This window comes from Microbacterium sp. 11MF, assembly GCF_000383475.1.
Lineage (GTDB): Bacteria > Actinomycetota > Actinomycetes > Actinomycetales > Microbacteriaceae > Microbacterium > Microbacterium aquilitoris.
In genome coordinates, this window is the sequence record NZ_KB911460.1 from 235,547 (window position 1) to 256,140 (window position 20,594).

A 20,594-nucleotide genomic window follows, 5' to 3' on the forward strand; every position below is an offset into this window, starting at 1 on the left:
GGGATCAGCCCCGGTCGAGCACCTTCACGATGACCGACCGGCGGCGGAGCTCCGCGACCGTGCGGGTCTCCTCGTGCGCGTCGCGGCCGAGGGCCTTCACGTCGGTGACGACGAGCACGTCGCCGGCGCCGAGGCGCCCGAACAGGCGCGTGAGACGTTCCTCCCAGGTCTCGCCGATGTCGGGGGCGGGATGCCGGAACCCCTCGATCGGCACGCCGAACTGCGCGAGCGCGTCACGCTGGGCGACGACGCTCGGCATGTCGGGCCGCGAGACGACGAGCCCCACGAGTCGTGAGCCGGCGGGGAGCGCCAGCCACCACTCCGGGCTGGGGTGCAGGGCGGCGAAGCCGGGGGCATCCGTCGTCGGATCGTCGGGGATCGCGATGAGGCGCGATTCCGCGTAGTCCCCGGGTGCCGGTTCGTCCGCGTGTGCGTCCACTGTGATCTCCTCCGCGAGCGACGATGCGGTCAGCCCCGTCGAAGTCCATTGTGACCGATCGCCCCATTCTGGCCGACGCGCGACCGTCCCGAACACGGTTCGCGGCACGAATGCAACCCGTGTGCCGTGACGTCCGGGGCGGAGTACGGTCCCGGGCATGACCTTCAACCCGAATGCCGACGTGCGGGGCAAGAGCGCGACTCGCCGCGGGGGCCGCGGCGCCGTCGTCGCCGGCGGGGCCGGAGTCGGCGTCATCGGCATCGCCGTCCTGCTGATCAGCCTCTTCACCGGTCAGGACTTCAGCGGGCTCCTGGGCGGGTCGCCCGGCGGGGGCACCGGCTCCGAGGGCGAAGCGCTGCAGAACTGCAGGACAGGCGCCGACGCGAACAACGACGACGCGTGCCGGCTCGACGCCGGCGAGGAGGTCATCAACTCGTACTGGCAGAACGAAGTCGAGGGGTACCGCGCACCCGATCTCGTGCTCGTGGAGCAGCAGACGTCATCGCCCTGCGGCACGGCATCCAATCAGACCGGTCCGTTCTACTGCCCCACCGACGAGACCGTCTACATCGATCCGACGTTCTGGTCGATCCTCCGGAACCAGCTCGGCGCCGAGGGAGGCGAGTTCGCACAGCTGTACGTGCTCGCGCACGAGTACGGCCACCACGTGCAGCACCTCACCGGGATCTTCGAGGACCACCCGCGCGACGGGACCGGCGAGGACAGCAACGCGGTCCGCACCGAGCTGCAGGCCGACTGCTTCGCCGGGGCGTGGGCGGCTGAGGCGCCGAATCAGAAGGATGCCTCCGGTCAGTCCTTCCTGCAGAAGCCGACGCAGGCCCAGATCGACGATGCCCTGTCCGCGGCATCCGCCGTCGGCGATGATCACATCCAGCAGCAGTCCGGACGTGTGAACCCCGAGAGCTGGACGCACGGGTCGAGCGAGCAGCGCCAGCGCTGGTTCATGGCCGGATACACGGGCGGATCCGGCGCCTGCGACACCTTCTCCGTCTCGGGCCAGCAGCTCTGAGAGGCCGGTCCGGGAGCCACCTGATAGGCTGAAGGGGTTGCGGCGCCTTTCCTGGTGCCCCTCGCGTCGTAGAACGCATCATCCGCTGCCGATCCATCGATCGTCGCTGGCGACTCCTTCTCACGGCGAACCCGTCTGCGCACTCGCACTCGGGACACCGATCCGGGCGATCACGCCCGAGTTAGTTCTCTCATGACTGAACCCACGTTCGGCACGCTCGGCGTGCCCGCTCCCCTCGTCGCCGCGCTGGCTGCCGACGGCAAGACCACCGCGTTCCCGATCCAGATCGACACGCTCCCCGACACGCTCGCCGGTCGCGACGTGCTCGGCCGCGGTCGCACCGGCTCGGGCAAGACCCTCGCCTTCTCGATCCCCATGGTCGCCCGCCTCGGGCAGGAGCTCGCCGGCGGCACCCGCCGCCGCGGCCGCATCCTCGGCCTCGTGCTCGCCCCGACCCGCGAGCTCGCGACGCAGATCGACCGCGTGCTCGCTCCGCTGGCAGCCGCCTACGGTATGAAGACCGCCACCGTCTTCGGCGGTGTGAACCAGAACCGTCAGGTCGAGGCCATCCGCGCCGGCGCCGACATCGTCGTGGCCTGCCCGGGCCGCCTCGAGGACCTCATGCAGCAGAAGCTCGTGAGCCTCGACGCCGTCGAGATCACCGTCATCGACGAGGCCGACCACATGGCCGATCTCGGCTTCCTGCCCGGGGTCACCCGCATCCTGAACGCGACCCCGCAGGGTTCGCAGCGCCTGCTGTTCAGCGCCACGCTCGACAACGGCGTGGACAAGCTGGTCAACCGCTTCCTGCAGAACGAGGTGCTCCACTCGGTCGACGAGGCGCACTCGCCCGTCACCGCCATGACCCACCACGTGTTCCACGTGCCCGGCTCCGACGAGAAGAAGGAGCTCGTGCGCTTCCTCGCCTCGGGCACCGGCCGTCGCATCCTGTTCCTTCGCACCAAGCACGCCGCGAAGAAGCTCGCCAAGCAGCTGACGTCGCAGGGCATCCCGTCGGTCGACCTGCACGGCAACCTGTCGCAGCCGCAGCGCGACCGCAACCTCGCAGCCTTCTCCGCCGGCACCGCCCGTGTGCTCGTCGCGACCGACGTCGCCGCCCGCGGTGTGCACGTCGACAACGTCGAGCTCGTCGTCCACGTCGACCCGCCCATGGAGCACAAGGCGTACCTGCACCGTTCGGGCCGCACCGCCCGCGCCGGCGCCGAGGGCGCCGTCGTCACGATCGTCCTGCCCGAGCAGCGTCGCGACGTCGAGTCGCTGCTGCGCAAGGCCGCGATCTCCGTCACGCCCGAGACCGTGACCGCGGCATCCGCCTCGGTCGTCGAGCTCGTCGGCGAGGTCGCCGCGCACGTCACCCCGGCACCCGAGCAGCCGCAGACCCGCGGCGGCGGTCAGAGCCAGGGCGCGAACGCGCAGCGCAAGCGCGCCGCCCGCGAGGGCCAGGGCGACCGCGGTCGCTCCGGCCAGGGCGGCGGACGCGGCGAGGGTGGCCGTGGCCGTGGCCAGGGTCGTGCCGCCGATGCGGCGCGCCGCTCCGCCGACGCGCCGCGCCGTGACGGCCAGCCCGCTCGCACCGCCAGCTCCGGCCAGACCGCGTCGCACGGCGCGCCCAAGGCCGCCCCGGCCGGCGGCGCTCGTCGCACCGGTCGTCGCGCCAGCGGTGGCGGTGCGCTCACCGTCGGGTCGGTCGTCCGGCAGAACGGTGCCGGCCGCCGCAGCGGTCGCTGACCCGCAGCATCCAGGTCGAGAGCCGCACCCCGTCCACAGGGGTGCGGCTCTCGCCGTCTGTCCCGCACGACGGTGGGCGGGACAGGTCTCGAAAAGTCCGGGGCTCAGCCGGCGGCATCCATCAGCGGATCGATGACGGCGCCGGTGACGGTGACCATGCGGCCGGTGATGGAGGCGACGCGGAAGACGGTCGCCTGCGGCGGGGTCGAGGCGTCGAGGGGGAGGATGACGACCTCCACCCGGTAGTCGCCGACGGTCAGGATGCCGTGGCCGGGCGCATCGGCGAGGACGACATAGGTCCGCGCTCGAGCCCGCGCCCAGTCCTGCTCGGCGCGGGAGGAGGCTCTCGGGTCACGGGAGCGGGGGAAGATGCGGCGCAGCGGCGGAGGGTCGAGTCCGCTGGTCGGTCCGCCCAACACCCGCAGGGGGTAGAGGGCGAGGACCTGGCCGACGAACAGTTCGATGACTTCGTCGGGACCCTCGGATCGCGCGCTGTCGTCGCGCGCCGTGGTCACGCCGACTCGGAACGCAGCTCGCGGTCGTACAGCGTCTCGGCCGAGGCGACCTCGAGCGCACGACGCAGCTGGGTGCTCGAGGTGTGCGCCGTGTACGGGAAGTAGACGACCTCGACCCCGACCTCGGCGAACTCCCGTTCGAGACGGTTGCCCTTCTCGGTGCCGCGCCAGTCGTCGCCTTTGAAGAAGTGCGTGAAACCGACCTCGCGCCACACGGCCAGCTTGTCGGGCACGCGCTCGATGTGGACGTGATCCACGAAGCGGATGCCGCGCACGATGTCGGCTCGCTCAGCCGTCGGGATGAACGGGTCGACGCCCTTCACCTCGTGCAGCATCTCGTCGCTGACCACACCGGCGACGAGCATGTCGCAGTTGTCCCTCGCGTGGCGAAGGATGTTCAGATGTCCCACGTGGAACAGATCGAACGCCCCCGCGGCGTAACCGATACGCACAGTCATAGCAAGCTCCCCAGCCAGCTAAATCGAGCCCCAACTCGAACCGAGCCCCCAAAGCCCGATGCGGAGGACACTACACCACGACGGGCGCGGTCGTCACGATCCGGTGCGGGGACGGTACTCGAGGTAGCGGAACCCCACTCCGCCGGCAGCCATGCCGGCGCCGCGGGCGACGAGCCTCGCGCCTCGCGCCCGATGCGTCGTCGAGCGTGTCACGACCCCGATGAGCCAGCGCCCGGCCCCCGCCGCGGAGCGGGCGAGGCCGACGATCAGCCAGCGGGCTCGGCGGACGCTCCGTCTGCTTCTCCCGTCGGTGAGGTGGATGTCGCCGCGGGCGGTCGTCGTCCCCACCCGGAAGGCGCGCCGGAGCACCCATGACGGCGTCGCGCGTTCGGTGGGGACGTGATCGGTCACGAGTGCGTCGGGTGCCGCGACGATCCGCGCGCCACGGCGCGCGAGCGCGGAGGTGAAGTGGATGTCCTCACCCCCGGTGCGACCGAACTCCTCGTCGAATCGGATGCCGGTCGTGCGGAGGGTCCCGACGTCGATCAGCAGGTTGTTCGTCGGGGCCGCGGGCATCCGCTCGCCCGCAGAGAATCCGACTCGCCGGAAGAATCCGCCGGCCACGATCCATGGGTCGGGGGTGACGTCGAACTCCGACTCGACGCGTCCCGACACGAGCTCCGCCGTGCCGGACGACCAGGGGGCGAGGAGGGCTCGGAGCCAGCCCGAGGCGGGCACCTCGTCGTCGTCGATGAAGACGACGGCATCCACGTCGTGAGCGATCGCCTCGTCCAACGCCCGGTTTCGGACCGCCGCGAGCCCGGGTCGTGGCTCCAGCCGGTAGAGGGCCTGTGCCGCCGTGGCAGGCTCGGCGGCGCTGCCCTCCGGGTCGTTGTCGATCACGACGACCTCGACCAGCGTGGGGCTGACGTCGTCGCGCTGCTCCGTCAGGGCCGCGAGCAGCCTCGCGAGTCGATCGGGGCGGCGGTACGACGGGACGGCGATCAGCACGCGGGGGTCGGTTCTGCTCATGCGACGGCTCGCCGGTTTCGGATCGCTCGCTCGTAAGCCTCGCGGTGACGGATGCCGACGAGCGACCATCCGCGATCGTCGAGTTGCGGGTCCGCCTCGGGACGCTCGGTCACGGCGCTCGCGAACCGCTCGAGGTCGGCCGCGGTGAGGTCGCCGTCGAACATCGACACCCAGCCGTCGCCGACTTCCTCGGCCAGCGCCTCGTTGACCTCGTTCCGGGGGACCAGCACGGGACGCGCGAGCGAGAGCGCGGCCAGGGCGGTGCCGGAGTTGTGCATGAACCGGTAGGGCAGCACCACCCCCGTCGCGGACATGACCGCCCGGGCGAAGTCCTCCTCCGAGAGGTATCGGAGATCCAGCGAGATGCGCTCGTCGCCCGACGCGAGCCCGCAGATCTCGTCGGCGAGCTCGCCCGTGGAAGGGTTGCCGGCGATGCGCAGGGCCCAGTCGGGCAGACGTGGCGACGTCTCGCGAAAGCAGGCGATGAGCGACTCGACGCCTTTGTAGCGTCGCACGAGTCCCACGAATCCGAGCGACCGTGGGACGGGCGGCACCGGGTCGACGGAGGCGAACCAGTCGCGGTAATGACCGTGCGGGATCACTGCCGACGGGATGCCGCTCCGCTCCGGGGTCGAGTCGTTGAGACGGATGTGGAAGTCGGCGCGACGGTCGATCCACCGCAGGAGCAACCGCTCCCACCGGGAGTCGACGTCGGGGAGCTCGACGTTGTGCACGGTCCGGACCACGGCGACCCGAGTGAGGCGGAGGCGGACGACCAGAGCAGTGCCGAACAGGCGGCGCACGAACCTCTTCACGGGCGTGGCCCCGCCGAAAAGCGTCTCCGGCCAGTGGAAGTGCAGTGCGTCGTACCGGCCCACCAGGGCGGCCCGGCGGTCGAAGCGCAGGTGCTCCACCCCCGGATCCGCGGTGAGCGCGGCGTCGAGCATGTGGACGTACGGATTGGAGGTGGGCCGTGGCGCACCGAAGGACTGCATCACCCGCAGGCGCTCACCGGTCGACATAGCGGACAGTCTGGCAGGTCGGCGGATCCCCTATGCTCAGTCCCGGGGACATTGCATCCAGTCTGGGGGACGGAGCATATGCGTACATTCGGGGACGCGTACGGACGGTTGGCCGCGGCGCAGAAGGGCCATGCTCGGGGGGCGCCTGCGTACTCGGTCTACGTCAACAGGCGGATCGGCCGGGTCCTGGCCGCTGCCGCCTATCGATGGGGGTTCACGCCCGACGGTGCGACCGCCATCAGTGCCGCGCACACGCTCGCCGCCCTCGTCATCCTGGTGGTCGGGCCGGCCGAATTGTGGACCGGCTTCATCGTGGCGCTGCTGCTCGTGCTCGGCTACGCGTGGGATTCGGCGGACGGTCAGCTCGCCCGGCTGCGCGGAGGAGGGAGTCTCGCGGGCGAGTGGCTCGACCACTTCGTCGACGCTTTCAAGACGGCATCCCTGCATCTGTGCGTACTGGTCGCGCTGTGGTGGCACACCGATGCTCGCGACACGCTCTGGCTCGTCGTTCCGCTCGCGTACTGCGTGATCGCCGTCGTGACGTTCTTCGGCATGCTGCTGAACGATCTGCTCAAGGGCAAGAAAGGCGTCGACTCGACCCACGCGAGGGGCGGCGGTACCGCACTGCGGTCCACGATCCTGCTCCCCACCGACTTCGGGCTGCTGTGCGTCGTGTTCGCGCTGTGGGGCGCTCCGGATGTCTTCCTTGCCGTGTACACGTTGCTCATGATCGCGAACGCGGTCTTCTTGGCGGCCGCCGCGGTCAAGTGGCATCGCGAGATCCGGGCGCTGGACGGAGCGACGGCGTGACGCCGCGGACAGCGGTGGTGATCGTGAACTACGGTGCCGTCGGCATCCTCGAAGCCAACGCGCTGCGGGTCGTCGCCCCCGGCGACGGGTTCGTCATCGTCGTCGACTGCTTCAGTTCCACTCAGGAACGCGAACGAGTCGAGGAGGCATGCGCGCGCCATGGGTGGATCCCCGTGCTGCTCTCGGAGAACGCGGGCTTCGGTGGGGGGACCAATGCGGGCGCGACCGTCGCGGTGCAGCGCGGCGCGGAGGTCATCGTCGGGCTGAATCCGGATGCCTCGATCGATTCCGAGAGCCTTGCGACACTGGCCGCCGCGGCATTCGAGGATCCCCTCGCTCTCGTGACACCGACCATCGTCGACGGCACGGGGTCGGTGTGGTTCCGCGGCAGTGATCTGTATCTCGACGATGGATCGATCGCCGGCGTCTCCCGCAGAGCCGAGCGGGCCGGGAGACCGCGTCACGAATGGTCCACGGGCGCGTGCTTCGCCGTCTCGGGGAGACTGTGGGAACTCCTCGGCGGGTTCGACGAGGACTACTTCCTCTACTGGGAGGATGTCGACCTCTCCCGCCGGGTGCTCGACCTCGGCGGCTCCCTGCGGACGCTCGCCGTCACGGCGGTCCACGACGAGGGGCAGACGCACCCCGATGCGGTCCGTGGCCGCGCCAAGTCCGAGACGTACTACTACCACAACATCCGGAACCGACTCCTCTACGCCGTGAAGCACGGCGACGGTGAGATGGTCGAGCGCTGGTGGCGCGCGACGCCGCGGGTGTCGTGGCAGATCGTCCTCCAGGGCGGTCGTGCGCAGTTGCGGTCGATCGCACCATGGCGCGCGCTTGCGCGCGGGATGCGAGACGGCCGGCGCGCTGTGGTCGACGCGCGCAGCCGACGTCAGAGTCGCTGAGCCGCCGCCCGCAGCCGCTGCACGGCGGAAGACCAGGTGTGGCGGTTCGCCGCATCGTCACGGGCCGCGGCATCCGGTCGTCGTCTCCATGCCCCGTCGATGGCCTCGGCGACCTCTCCGGGAGGCGCCGTCGGTGTGACGAAGTGGGCGTACGAGCCGACGGTCTCGCGGAAGACCGGGATGTCGCTGGCGAGCAACGGCGCACCGAACCAGGCGGCTTCCACGGCGGGGAGACCGAACCCCTCGTCGAGGCTGAGGCTGATGACGAGGGATGCCTCGGAGTAGAGCCAGGCGACCTCCTCATCCGGCAACGAGCCCAGGAACACCACGCGTCGCTCGTCGACGGCGGCGCGCAGGGCCTCCGGGAGCTCCGCGCTCACACCGGAGTGAGCGGACCCGCCGACGATGTACAACGGACTGTGCGGCGTGATGGACGAGGCGAGACGTGCTCCGTCGATGATGGCAGCGAGGTTCTTCCGCACGTTCAGGCGGCCGACGGTGACGGCGAACGCCGTGCCGGCAGGGACGGCATCGGGTCGTCGACGGTGTGCCTGCGTCAAAGCGGTGGGGACGCCGAGCCCGACGGCGAGGGGGGAGAGCGTCGGCGCCAGGCGGGCGATCCGCTCCGCCTCGGTCTCGCTGGAGGTGGTGACCACGGTCGCCTGCTTCGCCCATCGGAGCATCGGCGCGAAGTACAGACGTTCCCGACGAGAGAACCATTCCGGGTTGTCGTGGAACATCGCGTCGTGTACGAAGACGATCGAGCGCCCGGTACGCGGCGCGTAATTGTGGACGATGCTCAGGTCGACGCGAGCGGCCCTCGCGAGGCGAGGAAGTTGCCATCGGTTCGCCGCTGCATGGGGCCAGAGAGTCGTTCGCACGATCTCTGAGCCCGGCGGGACATCCGAGGGGTCAGCGTCTCGGCGCAGCGCCAGGACGATCTCGTCATCCGGGAACACCGCTGCCCAGGCATCGATGAACTCCCTCTGGACCGTCCGGTTCGCACCGGGTCCGCGTCCCCACCAGAATGCGTCGAACATCACCCGCATAGTCGCCCCCTAGGGGTCATCCTATGAGGCTCGGCCCGCTCTGCGGACACACCGCACTTGCGCTGGCGGGCCGTTGGACGTAGGTTGTGCTCGATCCTGCTGGGGGCGGGGTCTCTCGTTGGGGAACGAGAAACGACTTGGGGGTCGGGGATTCTCTTGGGGACTAATGATGCTCGGCGTATCGTGCGCCGATCGAGGCTCGGATCAGTGCTCGCGCTCGCGGGTCTGGTGCTTTTGAGCGGCTGCAGCGCGGTGACGGCTGCCGAACCGGTCGCGGTCGAGGGCGAGGCGACCGCACAGCCGACGCCGATCGACACCGATGCGCCCGCTCCCGAACCATCCGCGGATGCGGATGCGCCGACGAAGGCACCGGCGGCCGATGTCGAAGACGGTGCGATCGACGACTCCATCGCGCTGTCGACAGGACTCGTCATCGACCTCGACTCGGTGACGTCGACGACCGTCGATGCGGAGACCCCGGGCGAGGTATCGGGATCGGCTGTCATCGTCCGCGTGACCGCGCGAAACGACTCGCGCGAAGCAGCCGACCTCGATTCCGCGGTCGTCACGCTCACCGCCGCCGACGGCGAATACGGGGTCGGCACGACGGCCGGTCCTGACAAGCCGCTCTCCGGCGAACTCGAGCCCGGGCGGTCAGCGTCCGGCACCTACGTCTTCATGCTGGAGCGGGCTGCGGATCGCAGTGTGGTCGTGAGCGTCAACTACTCGGCGGGACAGCCTGTCGCCGAATTCTCGGGAAAGACGGACTGATGATGATCCTCGCAACGACTCGGAAGCCGTCGAAGCGCGCGCGGGTGCTCAGCATCCTCGCGGCCGCGGTCCTCGTCGGGACCGGCGTCCTGGCTGTGGCGCCCGCCGCCCAGGCGGCCGATCCGCTCCCGTCGTCGCCGGCGCCCCTGCTGCAGCGCGACACTGACGTCGCCACCGCGGACGCCCTCCCGACCGTGCAGATCGACGACGGATACGTCTGGGCGCAGACGACCATCGGGACCACCGTCTACGCAGCCGGCTCGTTCAAGAACGCACGCGCCGCTCTGGCCGCGCCGGGAACGAGCCTCACCCCGCGGACGAACATCCTCGCCTACGACATCACGACGGGGAACCTGAAGCCGTTCGCGCCGCAGGTCAACGGCGTCATCAAGTCGATCGCAGCCTCACCCGACGGCCGAAGGATCTACATCGGCGGCTCCTTCAGCCAGGTCAATGGTGCGACGCGGTACAACTTCGCCGCCCTCGACGCGTCGTCGGGAGCTCTCGTCGCCGGTTTCGCGCCGTCGGTGGGCGGCTCGGGGGTCTACGGCATCGTCGCCACGGGTGACACGGTGTACGTCGGAGGCCGGTTCACACAGGGCAACGGTGTCGCACGCGCCAACCTCGCTGCGTTCAGCACGACCAACGGTGCCCTCCTTTCCTGGACGCCCTCGACGGACCTCCAGGTCGACGCGATGGTGATGGAGCCCGGCAATCAGAAGGTGATCATCGCCGGCCGCTTCTACACCGTCAACGGTGTCGGCGGGCAGCAGCGAGGTATCGCGGCTCTCGACCCGGCGACCGGTCAGACCGTGCCCTGGGCCGTGACCTCGATCATCAAGAACGGGTGGGCCGAGGGCGGGAACGCCGGGAAGAGCGGCATCTTCACGCTGGCCACGGATGCGGGCGGTGTGTACGGAACAGGATGGACTTTCGCCGATGTAGCCACGGGCAACATCGAAGGCACGTTCGCGGTGAATGCCGGCGCGGGTGACCTCCGCTGGCTCGCCGACTGTCATGGCGATCACTACGGTGTCTGGTCGACGGGGAAGGTCGTCTACTCGACCAGTCACACCCACCAGTGCGACACGGTCGGTCTCTGGCCCGAGCAGCCCACTCGCCAGTACCGCTACCTCGAGGCGTACACGGCCGACGCCCGAGGCACGCTGCCCCGCACGCCGAGCGAGAGCTCGATCTACAAGAACTGGGCGGGCACACCCTCGCCGTCCGCCTACGCCTGGTACCCCGACTTCACGGTCGGAAACACGTCGGGGCTCGGACAGGCGGGCCTGTCGATCACGGGTTCCGGGGACTTCATCTCGGTCGCGGGCGAGTTCGGCAGCGTGAACAACGGTCGCTACCAGGGCATCGTGCGGTTCTCCACGAAGCCGTCCAGCGGTGCGAAGCAGGGACCGCGCGTCGCGACGGCCGCCTGGACCCCGAGTGCACGATCCATCGCCGCGGGCGAAGCCCGCGTGCAGATCCTGGCCAACTGGGACAGAGATGATCTGAACCTCACCTACGAACTCCGCCGCAGCGGACGCGCGACCCCTGTCGCGACGACTTCGGTCGCATCCACGTGGTGGCAGCGCCCGGGGATCGTCCTGAAGGACACCGACGTCACCGCGGGACAGACGTACGCGTACACGGTCGTCGCGAAGGACGCGAACGGGAACACGGTCCAGAGCTCTCCTGCCAGTGTGACGATCGCCTCCGAATCCGCATCGGCGTACGCAACCGCGGTCATCGAGGACAGTGCTGCCCACTATTGGCCCCTCGGAGAGGACTCGGGGTCGGCTGGTTTCGACTGGGCCGGCAGTGACGACCTCACCGTGAAGGGCGCGACCCGGGGTGCACCGGGGCAGAATCAAGCCGCGAGCACCACGACGACGGAGTTCTCCGGCACGGATCAGTCGTTCGCCTCGACAGTCACCTCCGAGGCAGGGCCCAACACCTTCTCCGTCGAGGCGTGGTTCAAGACCACCAGCACTTCCGGCGGAAAGATCATCGGCTTCGGAGACAACGCGGGCGGGACCTCGGGCAGTTACGACCGTCACGTCTACCTGAGCAACGACGGCAGGGTGACGTTCGGCGTCTACCCGAACAGTGTGCAGACGCTCGAAAGCGGAACGGGATTCAACGACGGTGCGTGGCACCATGTCGTCGGAACGCTGTCGTCCTCCGGGATGACTCTGTACCTCGACGGCGCGCTCGTCGGCGGACGAACAGACGTCACTTCGGCCCAGGGCTACAACGGCTATTGGAAGGTCGGCGGCGATAACACCGGCGGCTGGCCGAACGGTGGAAGCAGCAACTACCTGGCGGGCGCCATCTCAGACGTCGCCGTCTACCCGTCGGCTCTGAGCGTCGACGCGGTCAACCGGCACTACCTGGCGAGCGGCCGCGGTACCGCACCCGCGGCGGCTCCGACAGACGCCTACGGTGCAGCTGTCTACGCCCTGAAGCCCTCCGTCTACTGGCGTCTCGACGAGACGTCGGGTGACGCCGCAGCGGACGCGAGCGGGGCGGGATACACCTACCCCGGCACGTACTTCGGCGGCGTCACGAAGGCCGCCCCCAGCGCCCTCGCGACGGGGGCGGGTACGTCGATCCAGTTGAGCCCGAACGGGCAGACGGGCGTCACCGGCAACAAGCAGGTGTTCAATCCGTCGACCTACTCGATGGAGACCTGGTTCAAGACGACGAGCAGGGACGGCGGGAAGCTGATCGGCTTCGGCAGCAACCGCACGGGGGAGAGCGGCAGTTACGACCGGCACGTCTACATGAACGGCGACGGAGTGATCAAGTTCGGTGTCTGGAACGGCTGGGCAGGGATCATCGAGAGCGCTCCGGGGTTCAACGACGGTTCCTGGCACCACGTGGTCGCCTCCCAGTCCGCCGCGGGTATGCGTCTCTACTTGGATGGTCAGCTGGTCGCCCAGAATGACATCACGACCGCGCAGAACTACAGCGGCTACTGGCGAATCGGCGGCGACAACGGGTGGGAAGGCGCGACTTACTGGACGGGTTCGCTGGATGAAGCGGCGGTCTATCCGACAGCGCTCACCGCGGCGCAGGTGACGGATCACTTCCGCATCGGGTCCGGGCAGCAGCCGCCGAACGGCCAGCCGAGGGACGCCGCTCTCACCGCCGAGGCAGCCGGGCTGACCGTCGCCTTCGCCGGGACGGCGACCGATCCGGACGGCGATCCCCTCACCTACCAGTGGAACTTCGGGGACGACGCATCGGACACCGGTGCTACGGTGTCCCACCGCTTCGCTGCCGCGGGCACGTACCGGGTGACGCTCACCGTGACCGACGGACGCGGCGGCTCGACCCAGCGCGCGGAAGACGTCACGGTGACGCACGCAGCGCCGGTGGCGAAGTTCACGTCCACAACGGACGAACTCGCCGTCGCGACGGACGCCTCGGCGTCGGCGGCGTCCGACGATGCGACCCTTACCTACGACTGGAACTGGGGGGATGGGTCCGCTCACTCGAACGGCGCGACCGCATCGCACGTCTACGACAAGGACGGTGACTACACGATCACCCTCACGTTGACCGACAGCCTCGGAGGCACGTCGACCGCGGAGCGTTCCGTCTCGGTGGCGAAGATACCGGCGCCCGCGTTCGTGGCCGCGGATGCCTTCGGTCGCACCACGTCGTCCGGCTGGGGAACCTCCGATGTCGGCGGCGCTTGGTCGATCCTCAGCGGCAGTGCATCGGTCGCATCGGTTCAAGACGGCAGGGGGCAGCTGACCCTGCCCGCGGGTCAAACGCGCAATCTGGCGCTGACGTCCACGGTGCGCGACTCCGAGAGCCGCGTCGATTACACACTGGTCAACGCGCCGTCCTCGGGAGCCGGCTACGTCGGGCTCGGCGCTCGCCGCATCGGGGCGAATTTCTACACCGTGCGCGTGTGGCATCGGGACACGGGGGCGGTGTGGCTCGTTGCACAGCGCGGCACCACAGTTCTCACGTCGAAGCAGGTCAGCGGCCTCACCTGGGGGGCAGGGGACAGCTTCTCGCTTCGACTGGATGTCACCGGGGCCAATCCGACGGCCATCCGCGCCAAGGTGTGGAAGCAGGGCGCCACCGAGCCTGCGGCGTGGCAGCTCGAGACGACGGACTCAACCGCCGGCATGCAAGAGGCCGGTGCACCTCTCCTCCACTACGCAATGGCGGGAACCGCGACGGCACCCGGAACGGTGAAGTTCGACAATCTGACGGTCCGCGACACTCAGGTCGCGCCCGCACCCAACCAGGCACCGGTCGCCGCCTTCTCGTCATCGGTCGCGGGCCTGACCGCCTCCGTCGACGCATCCGCGTCATCGGATGCCGACGGATCGATCGCGTCGTACTCATGGAACTGGGGGGATGGGTCGCCGTCGTCGACGGGCAAGACGGCGTCGCACGTCTACGAGTCGGCGGGTGACCATGTGATCACACTGACGGTGGTCGATGACGACGGCGCCTCTCACACCGTCACGAAATCGGTGACCACCACCGCGCCCGCGCCGAATCAGGACCCGGTGGCGAGTTTCACCTCCTCCGCCTCCGATCTCACCCTGTCGGTCGATGGCTCCGGGTCCTCGGACGCGGACGGTTCGATCGCCGCGTATTCCTGGAAGTGGGGTGACTCGTCCGAGAACGGGGTCGGCGCGAAGACCTCGCACTCCTTCTCGGCAGCCGGTACCTACGAGGTGACCCTGACCGTCACCGACGATGACGGCGCGACTCACTCGGCGAAGAAGACCGTGACGGTAACCGCCCCTGCCCCCACGGACGTGCTGGCACGCGACGCATTCGAACGGACTGCGGCGAACGGGTGGGGGGCGTCCGACCTCGGCGGCACCTGGACGATCAGCGATGGGGCGGTGAGCGCGGCAAGTGTGGGCAATGGAGTGGGCAGGTTCGCTCTGAATGCGGGCAGCACGCGCACCGCGTTGCTGGCCCAGACGCCGGTCCGCAACTTCACGGCGACCGCTGACTTCACAGTCGACGTGTCGTCCGCGAGCGGATCCGGCTACGCCGGGATCGTTCCGCGGCGATCTGGAAGCAACTTCTACGCGGTGAGCGCGTGGCTCCGATCGGACGGCAAGGTCTGGCTCGTCGCCCAGCGCGGCTCGACCGTCCTCCAGACCACGACGGCCACGGGTCTCACCTACAAGGCGGGGGACAGCTTCTCTCTCAAGGTGGAGTCCTCGGGAGCGCCCGGCACGACCGAGCTCCGGGCGAAGCTGTGGCAGAAGGGCGCGACGGAGCCCGCCGCGTGGCAACTCGTCGCTTCCGACACGGACGCTGCGCTGCAGGCAGCGGCACCGGCTGGTCTGCGCGCCTCGCGCGCGTCGTCCTCGACCAGCGCGATGACCGTGTCCTTCGACGAGTTCCGCATCGCGCCGATCAATTGAGAAGACTGATGCCCGCCGGACCGCGGAAGCGCGTCCGGCGGGCATGACCGAACCGGGGAGGGGGAACGAGTGCCGAGTGCGATAGTCATCGCTGCGGGGCTCACGGCGTGCGTCGTCGCGGGCCTCGCCGCTGTGTTCCTCGCCCGCGCGCCGCGCCTGAGCTTCGTGGTGTGGATCCTCTCGGTGTTCCTTCTGCCCATCTGGGTGGGGGTGAACGTCGGGTTCTTCATGTCCGCGATCACCCTCCTGACGGTCGCCTTCGTCGCCCTTCACAGCGGCCGTTTCCGGCTCTCGGGGCCGGATGCCTTCATGCTCCTCTTCCTGGGGCTCGTCGTCATGCTCTTCGCCGCGAAGCAGGTGGAGCTGACCTATCTGGTGTCGGGGACCCTGGAGCTGGTCCTGCCGTACTTCTGGGGCCGAATCGTCTGCGAGCGCGTCGGTTCGGCGACCATCACCGCGTGGGTGGCGGGGGCAGCGGTGGGCGTGGCTGCACTGGCCATCGTCGAGTTCGCCACCGGGACGAATCTGTTCGTCGCCATTCCCGGGTACGAGCCGCTCAAGGAGACGTGGGCGCAGCTTCAGCCACGCGCAGGATTCCTGCGCGTGGAGGGCGCTTTCGGACACTCCATCGCGCTGGGTGGTGCCCTCGCCATGTCAGCGGCGTTCGTGCTGGCATCGCGCGCGAAAGCGTGGATGAAGGCGGTGGGCCTCGTGATCGTCGGCTTCGCGGTCGTCCTGACGTTCAGCAGGATCGGCATCATCACCTTCGTCCTGACGGTCGTCCTCTCGCTCGTCTTTCTTCGCAGTGTCGGGGCATCCACGCGATGGCTGGTGGGTGGGCTCGTCGTCGTCGCAGCGGCGGTCCTGGTTCCGTTCCTCGACACGGTCTTCGCCGACGCCGGCGGTGAAGCGGGGGGAAGCGCGGATTATCGCGGTGGTCTGACGGTCCTGCTGGGCCAGGTACGACTCATCGGCGGTGCCTCCGGGTGGGAGGATCTCGTCGTCGGCGACGTCTATCTGGGCAACTTCCGGGCATCCATCGACAATGCGTTCATCGCGGTCTTGTTGCGATACGGCTATCTGCCGACGGCGGCCCTCTTCGCGGTCTATGCCATCGCCATCGTTCTCGCCGTGCGATCCAAGGCGCTGTCGCCCGGGCTCGTGGCGATCGTCGCGCAAGTGCCAGGACTGTTCGCCGTCGCGTTCATCACGCAATACGGGATGCTGCTCTGGTTCATCGTCGGCGTCACCGTCGGGCGCGCAAAGACGAGTGCGGGGGTGGCCTCATCGGTCGAAGCGCCGCGTCAGCAATTCATGATCATGGACGACGCCATCAACGGCGGGTCCGCAAGGGGGAGAAGAAGTGTCGCGACGTCCGGAAAGTAAATTCAGAAGGTCTCCTCTGACGACCGCGAGGGAATCGCTGGCCGCGTGGCGCCGTATCGCGCCGTTCTTCTCGAAGTCCCGGGGCAAGATCGTCCTGATCTCCATCGCCTCCGTCGTAGCCGGACTCCTCGAGGCCGTCCTCCTCACGCTGATCGCGGCGCTCGCGCTCGCCCTCGCCGACGGTCGCGACGTTCGCATGGAACTCGGAGGAATCGGCCTCGACCTGACGATCCCTGTCGCGCTGGGACTGGGTGTCGCCCTGGCGGTGCTGCGCGGGATCCTGCAGCTGTGGGTCGTCTACCTCCCCGCCGTCATGGGTGGACAGGCCATGGTCGACCTGCGGACCCGCCTCTTCGACGCGTTCGTCGGCGCTGCGTGGCCGTCGAAGGCGTCCGAGCGAGACGGTGGGTTCCAGTCCGTCATGCTGAATCAGGTCCGCGCGACGTCCGAGACCATCGTCCTCATCGCCGGCATCATCTCCGCTGCGCTCATGTTCGCGAGCCTGCTGGCGTCTGCGGTCGTGATGAGCCCCGCGGCGGCGGCCGTGATCACCGTCGTGTCGCTGGTGCTCTTCGCCGCTCTCCGTCCGCTTTCGAACTCCCTGCGAAAAAGCGCGACCACTTTGAGCTCAGAGAACATCGAGTACGCGAAGACCACGCAGGAAGCCGCCGCGCTCGCCGAAGAGACAGAGGTGTTCGGTGCGAGCGCCGCCTACCGCGGACGTTTCTACTCCCAACTGCGGGCCGTGCAGGTGCCGTCGCAGCGCGTGCGCTTCCTCTCGGCGGCGGTCCCGTCGCTGTACCAGAGCGTGGCGCTCCTGGTCCTCGTCCTCGCGCTCGGCGTGGTGGCGCTCCTCGGGGCCGGCAACGTCGCCACACTCGGAGCCGTCGTCCTGATCCTGGTCCGCGCCGTCACCTACGGACAGCGAGTGCAGACGGTGGTCTCCTCCGTCGACGAAAAGCTGCCTTTCGTGCACCATCTGGCTGATGCGATCGAGCGCTACGAGTCCCAGCCGCAGGATCCGGGTCGTCAGGGCGCCGATCACATCGGCGACCTGACCATGAGCGGCGTCGGGTTCCACTACGAGGGTGGCGCCGATGTCCTCCGCGACGTGTCCTTCTCCGTGAAGAGCGGTGAGACGATCGGCATCGTGGGTCCCTCGGGATCCGGCAAGTCGACCTTGGTGCAGCTCCTGCTCCGGCTCCGCGAGCCCACCGAGGGAACCTACTCGGTCAACGGTGTCAGTGCATCAGATATCGACCGCGAGGATTGGCGTCGGATGGTGACGTACGTTCCCCAGTCGCCGCAGCTCTTCTACGGGACGGTGCGCGAGAACATCAGGTTCTTCCGAGACGACATCGACGACGCGGCTGTCGAGGATGCCGCACGCCGCTCTCACCTCCACGACGACATCCTCCGACTTCCGCACGGGTACGACACCATCGTCGGCGCACGGGCGTCCTTGGTCTCCGGTGGGCAGAAGCAGCGGATCTGTCTCGCCCGCGCCCTCGCAGCCCGTCCGTCGGTCATGATCCTCGACGAACCGACGAGCGCGCTGGACGTCAAGTCCGAGGAATCCGTCCAGGAATCGCTGCGGGATCTGGCGGGCGACTCCGTGGTGTTCTTGGTCGCGCATCGTTTGTCGACGCTCGCCATCTGCGATCGGGTCATGGTGATCGCGGACGGCGCGATCGTCGGGCTGGACACCGCGGAGAACCTCATGGACAACAACACCTACTTCAGAGAGGTCAGCGAGATCTCGAGCCGCGCCGCCGTCCAGGGCTCCGCGCGTCGGGCGGAACGGGGCTGACCGCATGAGCCGGGTGTCCCACGATCGATCGCCATGCGACCGCAGGTTCTCGAGGAGGGTCGGATGACTGCCGAGGTGCTCTTCATCTGCCACGCGAACGTCTGTCGCTCGAGGCTGATGGAGCATGAGTTCCGAGCTGCAGAAAGGACGGTTGGTCCGGAGCGGTGGCGATCGTCGAGCGCGGGAGTGGCGGCCGCTGCGGGGCATCCCCCCTGCGAAGAGGTGCTCCTGCTCGCCGCGGCTTCGCCGTTGGGAGCAAGGCCGCGGCGAGCGGATCGAGGCGCCGTGCAACTCGACCGCGACCTCCTTCAGAAGGCCGGACTGGTGATCACGGCTACGCGTGCGGAGCGCGCGGAGGTTGCGCTCCTCGATCCGACCATGCGGTCTCGTACTTTCACTCTTCGTGAGGCGGTCGCGCTCGCCCACATCGAGCCCCTCTCAGCGCCGGCGCAGATGGACGCGAACGCCGATGACGTGCTCGCTGCCTTCGCCGAGTCGCTCGACCGTCATCGCGGCAGTGTTCGGGTCGAAGAGATGTCTCCCCGTCGTCGCTGGCCGCGCCGTCGCGGCGGCGCGACGGACCTCGATCTCGACATCGCCGATGCGCACAACAGGCGCCCTCGTGATCATCACAGGGTGCTCGGCGTCGTTCAGGCGCAGTCCAGAGCCCTCCATGGCCAGCTGTCCCTGTTCGCGGGTCACCGCGAACCCCTGGCTACCTGATCACGCCGATCAGCCGACGGGCGCGTCCGACCCCGACCCGGGCTTCTCGATGCTCGCGGCGCGAACCGGGCTGACCGGACCGTAGTACTCGCCCGACTTCTTGTCGTGCCGTGCGCGGTTCAGGATGCTTCCGAGGACGCGCGCTCCGGCGCCCTCGAGCAGTTTGATCGCCTTCGCAGCGTTCGGCCTGCTGGTCTTGGTCGCGTCGGCCACGAACAGGACGCCGTCGACGGACGGGGCGAGAAGGCTCGCGTCCGCCACGTTCAGGACCGGAGGGGCATCCACCACGACGAAGTCGTATCGACTGGCCGACTCCTCCAAAAGATCCGCCAGCGCTCGAGAGGCGAGGATCTCCGCAGGGTTGGGCGGAGTGCCGCCGGATGGCAGGACGTCGAGCGTCGATGACCGGAAGGGGTATTTCGCGGTGTCGAAGTCGTGCATCTTCAACAGCACGGACGTCAGCCCGACGGCATCCTCGATACCGAAGAACGCGTGCACCTGCGGTCGTCGGAGATCCGCGTCGATAAGCAGGACCCGGTGATTGAGGTCGGCGAGGGTCAGCGCGAGGTTGACGGCGACGGTCGACTTCCCCTCGCCCGGCGAGCTCGACGTCACGAGCAGGGTCGAGACGCGTGAGCCGACATTCGCGTATGTCAGCGCAGACCTCAGCCGGCGGAACTCCTCTGCCGATCGGCCCAGGGGCTCCTGCGCGATTCCGGCGGCGCGGTGCGACAGGAGGGGGGCGCGTGTGACGACGCCGAGGACGGGCGTGCCGCTGACGCGCGCCAGGATCTCCTCGTTCCGGACGCGGGTGTCGGCGGCGCTGATGATCAGGGCGACGGCGATCCCCAGGATGCCGCCGATGAGCAGTCCTACCAGTGCATCCCGCGGCTTGTTCGGCGACGACTGCGACGTGGGCACGACAGCCTTGTCGATGGTCTCGGCAGCAATCGTGGGGGCACCTGCGGCGCCCTTCGGTGAGATCTCCAGCACGACCTCGGCGAGTTCGGCGGCGATCGCGTTCGAGAGAGCCGCCGCCCGTTCGGCGTTCGTCGTCGTGGAGGTGATCCGCAGGATGACGGTGTCCTGCGGGATCGTCACGTCGACGGAGCGAGCCAGATCCCGAGGGGTCGTGTCGATCCCGAGGTCTTGGATCACCGGTTCGAGGACCCGCGACGTCGTCGCCAACTGAGCGATCGACAGCATCTGATTCTGCGTGTACGTCGAACCCTGGTTCAGGTCGGACGCGCTGGCCCCCTGATTGAGGGCGAAGTAGAGCGAGGATGTCGACTGGTACTGGGGGGTTTCGAGCGCGGACACGCCGAAGGCCGCTGCGCCGCCGACGACCGCACAGGCGGCGATTCCCCACCAGAACTTCCGCAGCGCGTTCAGCAGCCAATGACCGGACCAGGGCGTTGTTTCCGCCATGGCTCCCCTTCCCCCAGAATCCTCCTACTCTATCGGCGCGCAGGCCATCA

At 68.8% G+C, this 20,594-nt stretch carries 16 protein-coding genes; 9 read left to right on the forward strand and 7 right to left on the reverse strand.

Going from position 1 to position 20,594, the window contains the following annotated elements; all coding sequences use genetic code 11:
- Window positions 1-4: 4 nt before the first annotated feature.
- Window positions 5-439: a hypothetical protein gene (locus H286_RS0108095; protein WP_018185806.1), complete on the reverse strand. Its 435-nt coding sequence runs from the start codon at window positions 437-439 to the stop codon at window positions 5-7.
- Window positions 440-596: 157 nt separating this feature from the next.
- Between H286_RS0108095 and ypfJ the strand changes: the two genes are divergently transcribed.
- Together ypfJ and H286_RS0108105 are read left to right on the forward strand one after the other, a co-directional pair.
- Window positions 597-1,469 (forward strand): KPN_02809 family neutral zinc metallopeptidase, encoded by an 873-nt coding sequence (gene ypfJ, locus H286_RS0108100; protein WP_020097742.1) that lies wholly within the window; start codon window positions 597-599, stop codon window positions 1,467-1,469.
- 192 nt (window positions 1,470-1,661) lie between these two features.
- The gene (locus H286_RS0108105) at window positions 1,662-3,218 is read left to right on the forward strand and encodes a DEAD/DEAH box helicase (RefSeq protein ID WP_020097743.1); all 1,557 of its coding nucleotides are present in this window, start codon (window positions 1,662-1,664) and stop codon (window positions 3,216-3,218) included.
- 104 nt (window positions 3,219-3,322) lie between these two features.
- Here the strand turns inward: H286_RS0108105 and H286_RS0108110 are convergent, their stop codons facing one another.
- The 4 genes from H286_RS0108110 to H286_RS0108125 form a co-directional block, all read right to left on the reverse strand.
- Entirely contained in the window at window positions 3,323-3,733 is a 411-nt protein-coding gene (locus H286_RS0108110; protein WP_020097744.1) for a hypothetical protein, read from the reverse strand.
- Entirely contained in the window at window positions 3,730-4,191 is a 462-nt protein-coding gene (locus H286_RS0108115) for an adenylyltransferase/cytidyltransferase family protein (RefSeq protein WP_018185802.1), read from the reverse strand. The genes H286_RS0108110 and H286_RS0108115 overlap by 4 nt, the downstream gene beginning before the upstream one ends.
- A 93-nt stretch (window positions 4,192-4,284) precedes the next feature.
- Complete coding sequence (locus tag H286_RS14530; protein ID WP_020097745.1) at window positions 4,285-5,223, reverse strand: glycosyltransferase family 2 protein; 939 nt, start codon at window positions 5,221-5,223, stop codon at window positions 4,285-4,287.
- Window positions 5,220-6,245, reverse strand: a complete 1,026-nt coding sequence (locus H286_RS0108125; protein ID WP_020097746.1) for a glycosyltransferase — start codon at window positions 6,243-6,245, stop codon at window positions 5,220-5,222. The genes H286_RS14530 and H286_RS0108125 overlap by 4 nt, the downstream gene beginning before the upstream one ends.
- A gap of 78 nt (window positions 6,246-6,323) precedes the next feature.
- Here H286_RS0108125 and H286_RS0108130 point away from each other — a divergent pair, with 78 nt between their 5' ends.
- Entirely contained in the window at window positions 6,324-7,055 is a 732-nt protein-coding gene (locus H286_RS0108130) for a CDP-alcohol phosphatidyltransferase family protein (protein ID WP_020097747.1), read from the forward strand.
- The gene (locus H286_RS0108135; protein WP_028497446.1) at window positions 7,052-7,963 is read left to right on the forward strand and encodes a glycosyltransferase family 2 protein; all 912 of its coding nucleotides are present in this window, start codon (window positions 7,052-7,054) and stop codon (window positions 7,961-7,963) included. The genes H286_RS0108130 and H286_RS0108135 overlap by 4 nt, the downstream gene beginning before the upstream one ends.
- Here the strand turns inward: H286_RS0108135 and H286_RS14535 are convergent.
- Window positions 7,951-9,003, reverse strand: coding sequence for a glycosyltransferase family 4 protein (locus H286_RS14535; RefSeq protein ID WP_196800635.1), 1,053 nt, complete (start codon window positions 9,001-9,003; stop codon window positions 7,951-7,953). The genes H286_RS0108135 and H286_RS14535 overlap by 13 nt on opposite strands.
- Window positions 9,004-9,219: 216 nt before the next feature.
- On the opposite strand from H286_RS14535, the gene H286_RS0108145 reads away from it, so the two are divergent.
- The 5 genes from H286_RS0108145 to H286_RS14800 all read left to right on the forward strand — a co-directional run bounded on the left by H286_RS0108145 (window position 9,220) and on the right by H286_RS14800 (window position 19,116).
- A complete protein-coding gene (locus H286_RS0108145; protein ID WP_020097750.1) occupies window positions 9,220-9,783 on the forward strand; it encodes a DUF4352 domain-containing protein in 564 nt (187 codons plus the stop codon).
- Window positions 9,783-15,197, forward strand: coding sequence for a PKD domain-containing protein (locus H286_RS0108150; RefSeq protein ID WP_020097751.1), 5,415 nt, complete (start codon window positions 9,783-9,785; stop codon window positions 15,195-15,197). The genes H286_RS0108145 and H286_RS0108150 overlap by 1 nt, the downstream gene beginning before the upstream one ends.
- 69 nt (window positions 15,198-15,266) lie before the next feature.
- Window positions 15,267-16,583, forward strand: coding sequence for a hypothetical protein (locus H286_RS0108155; protein WP_020097752.1), 1,317 nt, complete (start codon window positions 15,267-15,269; stop codon window positions 16,581-16,583).
- On the forward strand, window positions 16,561-18,393 hold the full coding sequence (locus H286_RS0108160; protein WP_020097753.1) for an ABC transporter ATP-binding protein: 1,833 nt from the start codon (window positions 16,561-16,563) through the stop codon (window positions 18,391-18,393). Before H286_RS0108155 ends, H286_RS0108160 begins: the two co-directional genes overlap by 23 nt.
- Before the next feature lie 63 nt (window positions 18,394-18,456).
- Window positions 18,457-19,116 carry an arsenate reductase/protein-tyrosine-phosphatase family protein gene (locus H286_RS14800; RefSeq protein ID WP_196800636.1) on the forward strand — a complete coding sequence of 220 codons (660 nt, stop codon included), beginning with the start codon at window positions 18,457-18,459 and terminating at the stop codon, window positions 19,114-19,116.
- Between the two features lie 9 nt (window positions 19,117-19,125).
- Here the strand turns inward: H286_RS14800 and H286_RS0108170 are convergent, their stop codons facing one another.
- Window positions 19,126-20,544 (reverse strand): polysaccharide biosynthesis tyrosine autokinase, encoded by a 1,419-nt coding sequence (locus tag H286_RS0108170; RefSeq protein ID WP_020097755.1) that lies wholly within the window; start codon window positions 20,542-20,544, stop codon window positions 19,126-19,128.
- Window positions 20,545-20,594: the final 50 nt, after the last annotated feature.

Coding starts and splice junctions, on each gene's coding strand:
- H286_RS14535 (WP_196800635.1), bottom strand. CDS start 9,003: ATGTTCGACGCATTCTGGTGGGGACGCGGACCCGGTGCGAACCGGACG.
- H286_RS0108125 (WP_020097746.1), bottom strand. CDS start 6,245: ATGTCGACCGGTGAGCGCCTGCGGGTGATGCAGTCCTTCGGTGCGCCA.
- H286_RS0108115 (WP_018185802.1), bottom strand. CDS start 4,191: ATGACTGTGCGTATCGGTTACGCCGCGGGGGCGTTCGATCTGTTCCAC.
- H286_RS14530 (WP_020097745.1), bottom strand. CDS start 5,223: ATGAGCAGAACCGACCCCCGCGTGCTGATCGCCGTCCCGTCGTACCGC.
- H286_RS0108105 (WP_020097743.1), top strand. CDS start 1,662: ATGACTGAACCCACGTTCGGCACGCTCGGCGTGCCCGCTCCCCTCGTC.
- H286_RS0108130 (WP_020097747.1), top strand. CDS start 6,324: ATGCGTACATTCGGGGACGCGTACGGACGGTTGGCCGCGGCGCAGAAG.
- H286_RS0108150 (WP_020097751.1), top strand. CDS start 9,783: ATGATGATCCTCGCAACGACTCGGAAGCCGTCGAAGCGCGCGCGGGTG.
- ypfJ (WP_020097742.1), top strand. CDS start 597: ATGACCTTCAACCCGAATGCCGACGTGCGGGGCAAGAGCGCGACTCGC.
- H286_RS0108170 (WP_020097755.1), bottom strand. CDS start 20,544: ATGGCGGAAACAACGCCCTGGTCCGGTCATTGGCTGCTGAACGCGCTG.
- H286_RS14800 (WP_196800636.1), top strand. CDS start 18,457: ATGACTGCCGAGGTGCTCTTCATCTGCCACGCGAACGTCTGTCGCTCG.